Consider the following 13,718-nt stretch of genomic DNA (forward strand, 5'->3'; position numbering starts at 1 on the left):
GCCAGCCGGGTTTAACCGCCCTTGCTTGTGCCAGATGTGCCACAACTGCATTGGATCGAGTTGTTGTCTGGGGCGGGGCAGAATGGTGTCAGGTTGAAAACAAAGAGAACCCGACGATGAAAAAAGACATGTTTACCGCAGTAATGAAAACCATCGGCAGCACTCAGGATGAGAAAACCCGCAATATTATTGACGGCACCCTGAAGGTCATGAATGAGACGGCCACCCGGAACGCCGCGGCCAGCCTGAGCAAGGCGCTGGAGTCATTTATTCAGGCAAAAACAGCCCATACTGGCAATATGCTTAAGTTGAACGATATCGACGCAGCTATCACCCGCAGTGAGAAAGAGCGTCAGAATGCCCTGGAAGAAAGTGCCGAGGCTGTTCAGAGCTGGCGTACCCGCTTTCGTGAACTGCGCGGGGTGATGACTCCTGAGATGAAAGCCGAGCACAGCCAGCGAACGGCCAGCCGCGAGCTGGCAGAAGAATTTACCGGGCTGATTAGCGACCTCAAGGACGATAAATCCCGCACTATGCTGGCCGCATGTACCACGGGAAATGAATATGTCTGCGCTCATCTCAGAGCATTCTCCGTCTACGCACAGAATGAATGGGCGGTCGAGATGAAAAATATCAGCCCCGCACTGGCACGAACTTTCGCCCTGCGGCTACGAGAGCTTGAAATGAATGGAGAAGAACATCCACACAAAATTCTGTATCAGGAGCTGGGTGAACAGGTACTTACACAGAGCCGCTTCTACGATTTCAACATGGAGCAGGAGCCGGTTATTTCTCAGCTTGGCCTTACCCGTCCGGCACTTACCGGCGTGGATATGGATCTCTACAAAAGCCCCCTACGCCGAATGTCTAAAGGCGCAGGGCTGGCAGCCAAAAGTAAAGCGCAGGGGGTTAAGCCATGATGCGCTGTCCTTTCTGCAAAAAAGCCGCGCATGTGCGCACCAGTCGCTATCTCTCAGACAACGTTAAGCAGAGCTACCATCAGTGTGTTGACGTGTTCTGTTCAGCCACGTTTCGCACGGTTGAATCCATAGATGAAGTGATACACCAGCCGGCAAAAAAAGAAGTGCCGGAACCGGCCCCTGTGGCCCCTCTGGCTCGCCCTTTGCTCGACCGCGCCCGCTCATCTGTACGCCACTGATTCAGGAGACGCAAAGATGAACCGCATTCCACTGGAACAGGCTTTTGAAGCTTGCAAGCAAAACAAAACGTCCTGGCTGACCTGCAAGGCTGCGTTGTCACAGGCTGAAATGGTGTTCAGAGAGTATGAACTCACCGGCCATATAACCGGGGCAGATACACCGGAAATCCTGCGTGACCGCGTTGACCTGAGAAAATGGGAAGTTAATCAGGCCGCCGGGCATTACATCCGGGCGCATGAAGCGGTACAGCGCATCAGTATCCGTCGCCAGCTCCGTGCCTTTATGTCAGAACATGGCTCTGCACTGTCTGCCGCCCTCGCACCAGAGCTAATGCACCTCAACGGACAGCCAGACAGGGTCAGGGAACGAGCCCTTGACCGGGCGGCCGCCAGCATTCGTGAAGCGCTATCGGTACACCTGACGACACTGACCGGCATCAGTTATGCAGAGGATGACCGGAATATTCTGACCTCGATCGGCTTCCGGCCAGACAGAGCGTCCAGGACGGACACTCAGGCAAAATATTCCCCCGAACGGTGCCAGATATTCCGGCGCAGACAGGCGCAGCAGACCCGCAAAAAAACCGCGTAAAAATCCCCAAAAATCTGCTATTTTGCAAAAAATGACCATGCACGCCTACGCTGCATGGTTTTGCATGCAAAATCCTGATTTTTTATCGTCCTGCCGCGCCAGCTCTGGCGCGGCCTCAGCCGGTTTACGCAACTGCATTAAAACCCACCTCAAAAGCGGGCAGGCGTGGCGGGGAGAGTATTGCGCGCAAATATAAAAGCGTTATATTGTTTATTATCAGGCTGACACTATAAAAGATTGTTACATTACAGCATACGCACTGCGAGAAAAGGATACATTCATGCATGTTATAAGTGGCGAAACAAACATCAATGATGTTGGTATCAAAAAGAGATTTAAGAACTATGAACCGTTTCAGTCCATTGTAGAACTAGCATGGAATGGTTTTGATGCAAAGGCTCGTAATGTAACCGTTGAACTACGGAGAAATGATTTAGGTGGGCTATCATCGCTATATATTCTCGATGATGGTGATGGAATCGACGTTAAAGATTTCGACTCCAACTTTAATCGATTCGATGACTCTTTAAAAAAAGATAATATCGAACTTCACGGTTCTCAAGGTAGAGGTCGCCTTTCATTTCATAAACTAAGTCACCAAGCCACATGGTTTACAAAGAATGATAATGTTAACGCCAGAATAGAAATTGATGATAATGACATAAAAAAATATCAAGCTTTCATTGATATATCCAATCCGGAGCAGCATCCAAGTTTGGTTGGTCGCAAGAGTGGAACTTGTGTTGTATTTAACTATTTTCACAACGATTTACCAACAGATAATGAAATAATTAGACGATTGCAGAGCGAGTTTTGTTGTCACTTAGCATTAAACGAACAACTTACTCTCTCATTCAATGGCGAAGTTGTTACACCTCCAGAGCATGATTCTTATACATATAATCAATATTTCGATGGAGCTTTATTCTCAGTAAAGGCTCTTAGATGGAACGAAAAGCCTTCTAAAGAAAGATCCAATGTTTATCTTATCAACGCGCAGGGGAAAAAAGTATTCGAAGTCCCCAGCAAATTTAATCAAAAGAAAGATTTTTATTTATCTATTTTCGTAAACTCAGAATGGGCGAACAACTTCAGTAACAAAGGGGATGATGTTTTCTCCGAAGCCAAATACAACGCTGATTCATCAACATGGAAAAACGTAATAAAATTCGTATGGAATTTAGCAAAAGATATCTATGATGAATTCCTTAAGAAAAGAATAGAAGCAATACTTGAAAGTTATCAACAAGAGGGTGTATTTCCTTCTTACAGTGAATACTCTGACACTCAATATGCAGAATGGCGTCTAAATAACATAAAGGCAATTGTAAGGGATATCTATTTTGCCGATCCAGTCCTACTTGAATCTTTAAGCTCAAAACAAAGGAAAGTTTTCGTGAGGCTATTAGATAAGTTATCTTCTTCAAATAATAATGAGGAGTTATTTGATATTCTTGAAAGCGTTTTGGATTTAAATAAAGAAGGGATTGAGAAATTCTCTAAGCAATTGAGAGTTACAAAGCTTGACAATATCATCAGCGCAATTGAAGAATTGCAGAAAAGAAGACTTGTTGTCGATAAATTACGTTATTTAATGGATAATCATTATAAAGAAATAAGAGAGACACCTGATCTTCAGAAAATCATAGAGAATAACACTTGGCTTTTTGGTGAGCGCTATGAAACTATTGGTGCTGAAGAAGATACTTTCACAAAGATAGCTAAAGAATTAAGGAATAGTGTCAGGCAGATAGATGACATAGACGAAAGTGATATTGATACAGGAAATGAACTTGAGGGTGCTAAAAGACAAACAGATTTATTTCTTGCTAGGAAATACCCTTGCCTCGATTCAAATGGTAACCCATACTTCAAATGCATTATAATTGAGATTAAACGGCCTAGTATATCTCTTAATATTAAACATTTGAGACAGCTTGATGATTATGCTGCGATCATTCAAAGACATCCTGGTTTCGGGAGTCAGAATTTACATTTTGAACTTATACTTATTGGACGTAAAATATCTAAAGATAGTTTTGAAATTGAAAGCAGAATGAACTCTCATATACAGAAAGGCGATATGGGATTAGTTGGTGACGATCCACGAATGAAGCGCTACGTAAAAAATTGGTACACCATCTTTGATGGCTTTGATCTAACTAATAGATTCATGCTTGATAAATTGAAACTTGAGCGAGACACTATTGAAGTAAGCGAAACCACATCGAAGGATTTGGTTTCAACTCTTCAGGGAAATTCTTGAATGAGAATGCTGCATGTATTATTTGATACTGCAGCATTTTTATTAGTAATAATATTTATTTTATGTCAAAAATCAATTCCCCATACCATTCAATCATTTCTCTTCTACCCTCTATATATTGAGCATGGTTATAAGTGCCTCTGATACTATTTTTATCTATATGTGCCAACTGCAACTCAATCCATGCAGATGAATAACCTTGCTCATGCAAAATCGTTGAAAAGGTATGTCTAAAACCATGTCCGGTAACACGACCTGCAAACCCAATTCTTTTTATAAGTTGGTTAATGCTTGCTTCACTCATTGGTTTATTAGGATCGTTACGTCCCGGAAAAACATATCGATAATTACCAGTCATTGCCTTGAGTTGATAAAGAAAATTTAACGAGTGGGTAGAAAGAGGCACAAGATGCGATCTACGCATTTTCATTCTCTCAGCCGGAATTTCCCAAAGAGCTTTATCCAAATCAAATTCTTCCCACAACGCTGCACGAAGTTCTATGGTTCTAACACCTGTTATCATCAGTAATTTAGTTGCAATCTGAACAAGTTTGCTGCCCGTATAACTCTCCAACGCGTGTAAAAAATCTGGTATCTCATCAGCCTTGAGAAATGGGAAATGATTGGATTGATGTACTTCGAGAGCGCTGGAGAGATCCGCCGCAGGATTGTACTCCGCCCTACCTGTTGCAATTGCGTAGCGAAACACTTCGGAACAACGCTGCCGCACTTTACGCATTTTCTCCAACGCACCACGTTTCTCAATTTTACGCAGTACGTTCAGCAGCTCTAGCGGTTTAATCTCTCCCACAGGCCTTGCTCCAACATAAGGAAAAATGTCGTTCTTAAACGCTTCCATGATGTCTGATGCATATCCTGCCGACCATTTAGCAGATTTTAGTTGATGCCACTCTCTGGCTATCTTTTCGAAGGCGTTCTCTGACTCTGTTTGCAGAGCCAGCTTTTGCTCTTTTCGAACCTCACTAGGGTTCTTTCCTTCTGCCACAAGTTTTCGAGCTTCATCACGACGGGAACGAGCATCGGCAAGGGTGATCGTTGGGTAAACGCCAAGTGAGATCATCTTGGGTTTACCGGCATAGCGATAGCGGAACCGCCAACTCTTGCTTCCATTAGGTTCTATAAGCAATGACAAGCCTTGCCCATCCCCAAGCGTATAGGATTTATCTTCAGGCTTAGCACGGCGAATCTGCATATCGTTTAAAGGCATGTGTATAGGAATCCAAGACCGAACAGGAACATATACACAATCCTATACACATTCCGTATCGGATTCTACTGGATGGTTACGGACAACGATGGACTAAAAAGCGATAAAATCGTTATAAATCATGGTATTTATGGATGAATACGGACGTTTGAGGAAGTTGAGATGGTGCCGATAATAGGAGTCGAACCTACGACCTTCGCATTACGAATGCGCTGCTCTACCAACTGAGCTATATCGGCACTGAGGGGATTTGGCTACGGGGTAAAAGGTTAAAACTCTGCGGGTGATGCGTCAATGGCCTTTAGAATCAACTGCCTGTTTTTGCATCACCCGTTTTTCAGTTAAGCACGAATCGTATCATTGCCGAAGCCGATCCACTTGTAGGTGGTCAGCGCTTCGAGGCCCATTGGGCCGCGTGCGTGAAGTTTCTGCGTACTAACAGCAACTTCTGCGCCGAGGCCAAACTGTGCACCGTCGGTGAAGCGAGTTGAAGCATTGACGTAAACCGCAGAAGAATCCACTTCGTTGATGAAACGATCGGCGTTGCGCAGCGTGCGCGTCAGAATAGCGTCAGAATGCTGTGTGCCATGCAGACGGATATGCGCGATGGCATCATCCAGATCGTCGACCAGTTTCACATTCAAATCCAGCGACAGGTATTCGTCGTCATACTGCTGAACCTGTACCGGAACCACCGTTACAGGCCCCTTCTGCAATTGCGCCAATGCGTTAGCATCGGCATGCAGAGTGACGCCGCTTTCGGCCATTTGTTGGCTTAAGGCTGGCAGGAAGGTGTCGGCCAGTGCTTTATGCACCAGCAGCGTTTCGACCGTGTTACAGGTGCTTGGACGCTGGGTTTTGGCGTTTACGATAATCTTCAGCGCCGGTTCAAACTCAGCCGTGTCATCCACGTAGATATGGCACACGCCGATCCCGCCAGTGATCACCGGAATAGTTGACTGTTCGCGGCACAACTTGTGCAGGCCTGCGCCGCCACGTGGGATCAACATGTCGATGTATTTATCCATGCGCAGCATTTCGTTGACCAGCGCGCGATCCGGACTCTCAATCGCCTGTACCGCTCCAGCTGGTAAACCGCACTCTTCCAGCGCTTGCTGAATGACTTTCACCGTTGCAGCATTGGTACGCCAGGTCTCTTTCCCGCCACGTAAAATCGCTGCGTTGCCCGTTTTCAGGCACAACGACGCGACGTCTACCGTCACGTTCGGGCGCGCTTCATAGATAACGCCGACGACGCCGAGCGGCACCCGGCGACGTTCGATGCGCAGACCGCTGTCGAGCGTTCCGCCATCAATCACCTGCCCTACCGGGTCGGCGAGTTGGCACACCTGACGCACATCATCAGCAATGCTTTTCAGACGCGCAGGCGTCAGCGCTAGCCTGTCGAGCAGCGCTTCACTGAGGCCATTGGCACGAGCTTCTTCCAGATCCTGCGCGTTGGCGCTGAGGATCGTGTCGGTCTGAGCTTCCAGATAATCAGCAATCTTTTCCAGAACCTGATTTTTTTCACGTCCGGATAACTGCGCCAGTTTGTACGACGCCGCTTTGGCAGCGATGCCCATTTGTTCCAGCATTGAAAGCTCCTTAGCGGGTGATCATGTCGTCGCGATGAACAGCAACCGGGCCATACTCATAACCGAGAATGGCGTCAATTTGCTGCGAATGCTGCCCTGCAATACGGCGCAATGCATCGCTGTTATAGCGGGTAACGCCGTGGGCGATGTCACGACCTTCCAGATTACGAATACGGATCACTTCACCACGGGAGAAGTTACCTGTCACGCTTTTAATTCCTTTTGGAAGCAATGAACTCCCTCTTTCCAAAATTGCGGAGACAGCGCCCTCATCAACGGTGATTTCACCGGCCGGAGGCGCGCCAAAAATCCAGCGTTTACGGGTTTCGAGTGGAGAAGTCTGGGCGTGAAAACGTGTGCCGACGGCAATGCCTTCCATCACGTCACCAATCACACCAGGGCGGCTGCCTGCGGCGATAACGGTGTCGATACCTGCGCGGCAGGCGACATCAGCGGCTTGCAATTTGGTTCCCATTCCGCCTGTGCCGAGTCCAGAAACGCTATCTCCGGCGATGGCGCGCAACGCATCGTCGATGCCATGCACATCCTGAATGAGTTCCGCCTGCGGATTCGTACGTGGGTCTGCGGTGAACAAGCCCTGCTGATCGGTCAGCAGCAGCAGCTTATCGGCCCCAGCGAGGATAGCCGCCAACGCAGACAGGTTATCGTTATCACCGACTTTGATTTCAGCGGTGGCGACTGCGTCATTTTCGTTGATAACGGGCACGATGTGGTTATCCAGCAGCGCACGCAACGTGTCACGCGCATTCAGAAAACGTTCACGATCTTCCATATCCGCGCGGGTCAAAAGCATCTGGCCGATATGAATGCCGTAAATAGAGAAAAGTTGCTCCCAGAGTTGGATCAGGCGGCTTTGCCCAACCGCAGCAAGCAATTGTTTTGAAGCAATAGTGGCAGGCAATTCGGGGTAGCCCAGGTGTTCACGCCCGGCAGCAATCGCGCCAGACGTTACAATCACAATCCGATGCCCTGCGGCATGTAGCTGCGCACATTGGCGCACTAACTCCACGATATGGGCGCGATTCAGGCGGCGCGAGCCCCCGGTTAAAACACTGGTACCCAGTTTGATGACCAGCGTTTGGCTGTCACTCATGATTCTCTGCCATTCAATTATTGCGAAACAGACGTTGTAACAGGACTCAGGCCGCTTGCCAACTCCCGCAGGGGATTGCGAGGCACTTTGTTGCGCGGGATCAGGAAGCGTAGCGGCAGATAATGACTTTTTTATGACAGAAACAGATAAACACAAATATTTAAAATTATTCTTACTTTGTCATAAAACTTTCATTTCCCAGAGTTACAACCCTTCCTGTTTTTTACATCGGGCGAGTTCCCACATTTTAAAGCGCGTCTATTAATCAGGGTTAAAAATGAAAAAGAGCACACTGGCATTAATCGTACTGGGCGTAATGTCTTCCACAGCAGCGCAGGCCGCAGAGATTTATAATAAGGACGGTAATAAACTGGATCTTTATGGCCGTGTTAAAGCTGAACATTATATGAGTGACAACGACGCTGTTGATGGCGATCAATCTTATATCCGCCTGGGCTTTAAGGGCCAAACTCAAATTAACGATCAGCTGACTGGTTTTGGTCAGTGGGAATATCAGGTTGCCGCCAACAAGGTTGAAGGCGACCCGGCTACCACCAAAACCCGTCTGGCGTTCGCTGGCCTGAAAGCCGGTGATATCGGTTCATTCGACTACGGTCGTAACTATGGCGTCCTGTACAACGTCGCAGCGTATACGGATATGATCCCTGAGTTCGGTGATGACTCCTTCGTTAAAACCGATAACTTCATGGCCGGTCGTGCAAATGGCCTGGCAACCTATCGTAACAACAACTTCTTTGGCTTGGTTGATGGCCTGAAACTGGCGCTGCAGTACCAGGGCAAGAACGAAAACGACGGACGTGTTGCCAGCAAAGCCAACGGTGACGGCTTCGGTACTTCTCTGAGCTATGATTTCGGCGACTCCGGCTTCACTCTCGGCGCGGCCTATTCCAACTCCAACCGTACGCTTACCCAGCAGGACAGCAGCTTCGGTAAAGGAACGGATGCAGAAGCCTGGACGACCGGCTTTAAATACGATGCTAACAGCGTCTATTTGGCCGCAATTTATGCCGAAACCCGTAACATGACGCCTATTTCAGGAACGGCCTCTATCGGCGGTATTGATACCAAAGTCAGCGGTTTTGCGAATAAAAACCAGGCACTGGAACTCGTGGCACAATATCAGTTTGATTTCGGCCTGCGTCCGTCCATCGGTTATGTCCAGTCTAAAGGTAAGGATATTGAAGGCGTAGGCGATGCGGATCTGGTGAAATATATCGATGTGGCCGCGACCTATTACTTCAACAAAAATATGTCGGCCTTCGTTGATTATAAAATCAACCAGCTGAGCGATGATAACAAACTGGCGCTGAATAACGACGACGTCGTGGCACTCGGCCTGGTTTACCAGTTCTAATCTTAACCAAAATAAAAGGCCCCTCACGTACGAGGGGCCTTTTCTATTTATTCATTGGTCAAGCCGATAATCTTACCGGCTGCTTTACATCTTCGGCTGGCTCCAGCGTCAGATCAAATGTCTTCAGTAAGTCACGGGCACGCACGTGGAAATCTCGCAGTGTCTGCTCCAGACGAGCACTGACCTCAGCATCCTTGATAACCTTCGGCTGCCAAACGCCATCTTTATCGAACAGTCCGAACTGATAGCTGTAAGTGAAACGCTTTTCCTGTGCTTCCATTTCCAGCCACCATCCCCAAAACTCACGAATCTCCGGTGCCGGTTTGACATTGACGCATACAGCCAGGCAATCGAAGAAGAAGCGATTATCTTCACATTGCTCTTCCCGGATGTACGGGCCAAGGGCCATGAACTTCTTGATCAGTTTACTCTTCGGGTGTCCACTTGGTAACGTCATTGCAGTCTCCTTTAGTGATGCAACTGTTTTACCAAATCAATAGAATTAAGCAATATATTAACCAAATCTATGGTTGATCCACCCGGCAATTTCTTTCAACGCCTTGTCAAAATTACGATAAATCGGCTTAAACGGGATCTGCATCAACTTGCCGTCCGAAGAGGATGAGGTGATCAACCGCGACTCTTCCTCCGGGCTAAACGGATCGTTCTGCCAGTAACCCGACAACATTGGCGTAGGGCAACGACGCCCCAGCAGCCCCTGCGTTTTCAGCGAATAACGATTGAGCTCAACGCGAAGTGCTTCGTCGGAAGCATCGTGCATTCCCAGACGAGAAGCCAATACATCAAGATACATTTCCGGCACTTTGCTTTGTCGCAACGGGTCGCTCAACAGACCGTGAACAACGGGGCCAAGACATGCCACCGCTTTCAGGCGTGGTGACTCCAGATACGCCAACCGTACTGCCACGTTCGCACCGAAACGGAATCCAAATGCGGCCACGCGGGTGTGGTCGACCCACGGAATATTCGGCAGTGATTTTAATACCTGCTGATGCAGGAAACTCGAATCCTGTGTCAGTTTCCATTTTGACGAGAAGCCGATAGACGGCATGTCCAGTGTCAGCATCGCGATACCGAGCGGCGCAAAATATTTCTCGAACAGGCTGTAGTTGTCGCTTTGCAGGGCATCCAGTCCCCCGCACATGAGTACGGTTGGGAATGGGCCTTCGCCCGGTGGCATATGCAGGAAACCGCTCACTGGCGCACCGCCAGGAATGGTGAATTCCAGTTCTCGCATGGAGCCAGGCAAACGCTGTGCCGCCTCTTCATATGCACGATTCGCCAGCGCCTGAGCCTGCTCCGCGAGGTCGTCGCCTTTCAGATGAGGGTAGGCCGCAATACTGTAGAGGTTTGAGGCATGTAGCCAGTGACGCCCGCTGAGCATGTCATCTTGTTCCTGACAAGCCTTCTGTTGCCAGAGCATCGCCTGCTTCGACCATTCATAAATCCAGTTGCCACCGCGATAACCTACCACCGTGTCATACAGATCTTCGTCGGTACGTTCATTGGTGCTCATCACGATACGCGCCTGCACGTCGAGTATTTCCTGCGGCGTGACACCTCGCCAGATCCACATCAGGCGATTCACCATCCGGTACCAGTGAGGCACATTTTTCCCGTCGAGCGCAGACTGCACCGCGGTCTCGGCGCCATGATTGAAGCGACGCACTAACGTTGAGGTTTCCGGGTGCTTGAAACGAGGCTTAAAGAGGATTTCGCTGAGATTGGCTTCTGGCATCGCATAGACTCCATGAATACGACATGATGTCTATTGTACCTCGCTGTACGCCAAAAAGAACAACGCCCGGTAAACCGGGCGCTGTATTTGAGAAGATATTCGGGAATTTTCGTTCACAGGAAATGCAGGCAACACACCTGTGGACGAAAAGACGATGAATATTTAGCGGCCGCTGATTGGCGGCACAAATACCACGCCCATATCCCACGGCTGTTCAATCCAGGTATCCTGCGGGATATCAATCACGTAATCGTCCACCAGCGGTTGACCAGCTGGTTTGGCGAAGATAGTGACGAAATGCGCTTTTGGATACATTTCACGGATAGCCACTGCGGTGCCGCCAGTGTCGACCAGATCGTCAATCACGATAAAGCCTTCGCCATCGCCTTCTGCACGCTTTAGCACGGTCAGCTCGCGCTGGTTGTCGTGGTCGTAGCTGGAGATGCAGACGGTGTCCACATGACGAATACCCAGTTCACGAGCCAGCAGAGCGCCTGGTACCAGACCTCCACGGCTGACGGCAATAATGCCTTTCCACTGTTCGGAGGGCATCAGGCGCGCGGCCAGTTTGCGTGCATGGATCTGCAACATGTCCCAGGTAACGACGTATTTTTCGCTCATGTGATTGTATCCCAGCCTATAAAACGGCTTAAAAAATGTTCGGGGTGATTCCAGGTTGCGCGAGATTATAGAGATCTGACGCACTAAAAACCAGTGTTTAACGGTCTCGCCGGGAGTTTTTGCTCGCTTCGTACTACCAGAGTGGGCAGAAAGTGGTATTCTCAACGGCATCTCGCAAGTCAGGCTGTGCGCCTGTTTGTCATTGCTAACCCATTACCTGCAAGTCATTTTTGCAGGAAGCCGTAAGGAGACTTACCGTGTCTGAACTGTCTCAATTATCCCCGCAGCCGCTGTGGGATATTTTTGCCAAAATCTGCTCTATTCCGCATCCGTCCTACCACGAAGAACAGCTTGCCGAACATATTATGGGCTGGGCGAAAGAAAAAGGTCTGCACGCAGAACGCGATCAAGTAGGCAACATTCTGATCCGTAAAGGCGCGACGAAGGGCATGGAAAACCGCAAACCCGTCGTGATGCAGGCGCACCTCGACATGGTGCCGCAGAAAAATAACGACACCGTTCATGACTTCACCAAAGATCCGATTCAGCCCTATATCGACGGCGAGTGGATCAAAGCCCGCGGCACAACGCTGGGTGCAGATAACGGTATCGGCATGGCTTCCGCGCTGGCTGTGCTGGCTGACGATTCTGTTGAACACGGTCCGCTGGAAGTGCTGCTGACCATGACCGAAGAAGCGGGCATGGACGGCGCGTTTGGCCTTCAGGCTAACTGGCTGCAGGCTGACATCCTGATCAACACCGACTCAGAAGAAGAAGGTGAGATCTACATGGGTTGTGCGGGCGGTATTGATTTCATCACCACCCTGCCGTTGACCCGTGAAGCGATTCCTGCCAGTTTCGAGAGCTTTAAGCTGACGCTGAAAGGCCTGAAAGGCGGCCACTCCGGCGGCGACATCCATTTGGGCCTCGGTAACGCCAACAAATTGCTGGCACGCTTCCTGACCGGTCACGCTGAGGAACTGGACCTGCGTCTGGTTGATTTCAACGGCGGCACGCTGCGTAACGCCATCCCGCGTGAAGCGTTTGCTACCGTTGCCGTTCCGGCGGCTAAAGCAGAAACGTTGAAAACGCTGGCGAATGACTTCCTGGGAATCCTGAAAAATGAACTGGCGGCGAAAGAGAAAAACCTGACCGTTGTTCTGGAAGCAGTCACGACCGATAAAAACGCCCTGAGCGAAAAATCCCGCGACACCTTTATTCAACTGGTCAATGCGACCCCGAATGGCGTGATCCGCAATTCCGATGTGGCTAAAGGCGTGGTAGAGACTTCCCTGAACGTCGGCGTGATCACCATGCATGACGACAACGTGGAAATCATCTGCCTGATTCGTTCCCTGATTGACAGCGGCAAAGACTACGTGGTTAGCATGCTGGAATCTTTGGGCAAAATGGCTGGCGCGAAAACCGCACCGAAAGGCGGCTACCCGGGCTGGCAGCCAGACGCTAACTCACCGGTTATGCACCTGGTGCGTGAGACTTATCAGCGCCTGTTCGACAAAACCCCGAACATTCAGATTATCCACGCCGGCCTGGAATGCGGTCTGTTCAAAAAGCCATACCCAAACATGGACATGGTGTCGATTGGACCCACCATCACCGGACCACACTCTCCGGATGAGCAAGTTCATATCGAAAGCGTTGGCCAATACTGGACGCTGCTGACTGAACTGCTGAAAGCGATTCCGGCGAAGTAAGTCGCTGATAGTTTTAGATCGTTAAATGACAAAAGCCTCCGCAAGGAGTAATGCCGATCAGTTAAGGATCGGTTGATCGATCCAGTGGCTGTGTAAGAATCCGGAAATGCTCCCTCTTTTCCGGATTTTTTATGCACATTGGACAGGCTCTCGATCTCGTTTCCCGATACGACTCTCTGCGTAACCCTCTGACATCTTTAGGGGATTATCTCGACCCCGAACTCATCTCCCGTTGTCTTGCCGAATCCGGCACGGTCACTCTGCGCAAGCGCCGCCTGCCGCTGGAAATGATGG

13 protein-coding genes and 1 tRNA gene are annotated in these 13,718 nt (G+C 49.2%); 7 read left to right on the forward strand and 7 right to left on the reverse strand.

The annotated features are described in order from the left end of the window. The first annotated feature begins 116 nt into the window (after positions 1-116). The 4 genes from VH187_RS17685 (at position 117) to VH187_RS17705 (ending at position 4,017) form a co-directional block, all read left to right on the forward strand. Complete coding sequence (locus VH187_RS17685; RefSeq protein ID WP_329702785.1) at positions 117-920, forward strand: capsid protein; 804 nt, start codon at positions 117-119, stop codon at positions 918-920. Then, entirely contained in the window at positions 917-1,159 is a 243-nt protein-coding gene (locus VH187_RS17690; protein ID WP_329702767.1) for an ogr/Delta-like zinc finger family protein, read from the forward strand. The genes VH187_RS17685 and VH187_RS17690 overlap by 4 nt, the downstream gene beginning before the upstream one ends. A gap of 16 nt (positions 1,160-1,175) precedes the next feature. Next, positions 1,176-1,751, forward strand: a complete 576-nt coding sequence (locus VH187_RS17695) for a phage polarity suppression protein (protein ID WP_329702768.1) — start codon at positions 1,176-1,178, stop codon at positions 1,749-1,751. A gap of 280 nt (positions 1,752-2,031) precedes the next feature. Then, the gene (locus VH187_RS17705) at positions 2,032-4,017 is read left to right on the forward strand and encodes an ATP-binding protein (RefSeq protein WP_329702769.1); all 1,986 of its coding nucleotides are present in this window, start codon (positions 2,032-2,034) and stop codon (positions 4,015-4,017) included. Positions 4,018-4,072: 55 nt separating this feature from the next. On the opposite strand, the gene VH187_RS17710 is transcribed toward VH187_RS17705, so the two are convergent. The 4 genes from VH187_RS17710 to proB all read right to left on the reverse strand — a co-directional run bounded on the left by VH187_RS17710 (position 4,073) and on the right by proB (position 7,954). Next, positions 4,073-5,245 (reverse strand): tyrosine-type recombinase/integrase, encoded by a 1,173-nt coding sequence (locus tag VH187_RS17710; protein ID WP_329702770.1) that lies wholly within the window; start codon positions 5,243-5,245, stop codon positions 4,073-4,075. A 163-nt stretch (positions 5,246-5,408) separates the two neighbouring features. Next, positions 5,409-5,484 (reverse strand) — tRNA-Thr (locus VH187_RS17715). Positions 5,485-5,586: 102 nt separating this feature from the next. After that, complete coding sequence (gene proA / locus VH187_RS17720; protein ID WP_329702771.1) at positions 5,587-6,840, reverse strand: glutamate-5-semialdehyde dehydrogenase; 1,254 nt, start codon at positions 6,838-6,840, stop codon at positions 5,587-5,589. A 10-nt stretch (positions 6,841-6,850) separates the two neighbouring features. Then, positions 6,851-7,954: a glutamate 5-kinase gene (gene proB, locus VH187_RS17725; RefSeq protein WP_329702772.1), complete on the reverse strand. Its 1,104-nt coding sequence runs from the start codon at positions 7,952-7,954 to the stop codon at positions 6,851-6,853. A gap of 277 nt (positions 7,955-8,231) precedes the next feature. Between proB and VH187_RS17730 the strand changes: the two genes are divergently transcribed. After that, the gene (locus VH187_RS17730; protein WP_329702773.1) at positions 8,232-9,329 is read left to right on the forward strand and encodes a porin; all 1,098 of its coding nucleotides are present in this window, start codon (positions 8,232-8,234) and stop codon (positions 9,327-9,329) included. Between the two features lie 58 nt (positions 9,330-9,387). On the opposite strand, the gene crl is transcribed toward VH187_RS17730, so the two are convergent. The 3 genes from crl to gpt form a co-directional block, all read right to left on the reverse strand. Further along, positions 9,388-9,786 carry a sigma factor-binding protein Crl gene (gene crl, locus VH187_RS17735; protein WP_329702774.1) on the reverse strand — a complete coding sequence of 133 codons (399 nt, stop codon included), beginning with the start codon at positions 9,784-9,786 and terminating at the stop codon, positions 9,388-9,390. A gap of 57 nt (positions 9,787-9,843) precedes the next feature. After that, positions 9,844-11,088, reverse strand: coding sequence for an esterase FrsA (gene frsA / locus VH187_RS17740; RefSeq protein ID WP_329702775.1), 1,245 nt, complete (start codon positions 11,086-11,088; stop codon positions 9,844-9,846). Positions 11,089-11,250: 162 nt separating this feature from the next. Continuing rightward, positions 11,251-11,709 carry a xanthine phosphoribosyltransferase gene (gene gpt / locus VH187_RS17745; RefSeq protein WP_329702776.1) on the reverse strand — a complete coding sequence of 153 codons (459 nt, stop codon included), beginning with the start codon at positions 11,707-11,709 and terminating at the stop codon, positions 11,251-11,253. A gap of 257 nt (positions 11,710-11,966) precedes the next feature. On the opposite strand from gpt, the gene pepD reads away from it, so the two are divergent. Then, entirely contained in the window at positions 11,967-13,424 is a 1,458-nt protein-coding gene (gene pepD, locus VH187_RS17750; RefSeq protein WP_329702777.1) for a cytosol nonspecific dipeptidase, read from the forward strand. A gap of 131 nt (positions 13,425-13,555) precedes the next feature. Further along, positions 13,556-13,718: transposase domain-containing protein (locus VH187_RS17755; RefSeq protein ID WP_000547038.1), on the forward strand; the 163-nt coding region annotated here is incomplete at its 3' end.

The organism is Scandinavium sp., assembly GCF_036271055.1.
Lineage (GTDB): Bacteria > Pseudomonadota > Gammaproteobacteria > Enterobacterales > Enterobacteriaceae > Scandinavium.

Excerpts from the sequence above, each read along its gene's own strand:
- VH187_RS17685 (WP_329702785.1), top strand. The coding sequence starts at position 117 with ATGAAAAAAGACATGTTTACCGCAGTAATGAAAACCATCGGCAGCACT.
- VH187_RS17690 (WP_329702767.1), top strand. The coding sequence starts at position 917 with ATGATGCGCTGTCCTTTCTGCAAAAAAGCCGCGCATGTGCGCACCAGT.
- VH187_RS17695 (WP_329702768.1), top strand. The coding sequence starts at position 1,176 with ATGAACCGCATTCCACTGGAACAGGCTTTTGAAGCTTGCAAGCAAAAC.
- VH187_RS17705 (WP_329702769.1), top strand. The coding sequence starts at position 2,032 with ATGCATGTTATAAGTGGCGAAACAAACATCAATGATGTTGGTATCAAA.
- VH187_RS17710 (WP_329702770.1), bottom strand. The coding sequence starts at position 5,245 with ATGCCTTTAAACGATATGCAGATTCGCCGTGCTAAGCCTGAAGATAAA.
- proA (WP_329702771.1), bottom strand. The coding sequence starts at position 6,840 with ATGCTGGAACAAATGGGCATCGCTGCCAAAGCGGCGTCGTACAAACTG.
- proB (WP_329702772.1), bottom strand. The coding sequence starts at position 7,954 with ATGAGTGACAGCCAAACGCTGGTCATCAAACTGGGTACCAGTGTTTTA.
- VH187_RS17730 (WP_329702773.1), top strand. The coding sequence starts at position 8,232 with ATGAAAAAGAGCACACTGGCATTAATCGTACTGGGCGTAATGTCTTCC.
- crl (WP_329702774.1), bottom strand. The coding sequence starts at position 9,786 with ATGACGTTACCAAGTGGACACCCGAAGAGTAAACTGATCAAGAAGTTC.
- frsA (WP_329702775.1), bottom strand. The coding sequence starts at position 11,088 with ATGCCAGAAGCCAATCTCAGCGAAATCCTCTTTAAGCCTCGTTTCAAG.
- gpt (WP_329702776.1), bottom strand. The coding sequence starts at position 11,709 with ATGAGCGAAAAATACGTCGTTACCTGGGACATGTTGCAGATCCATGCA.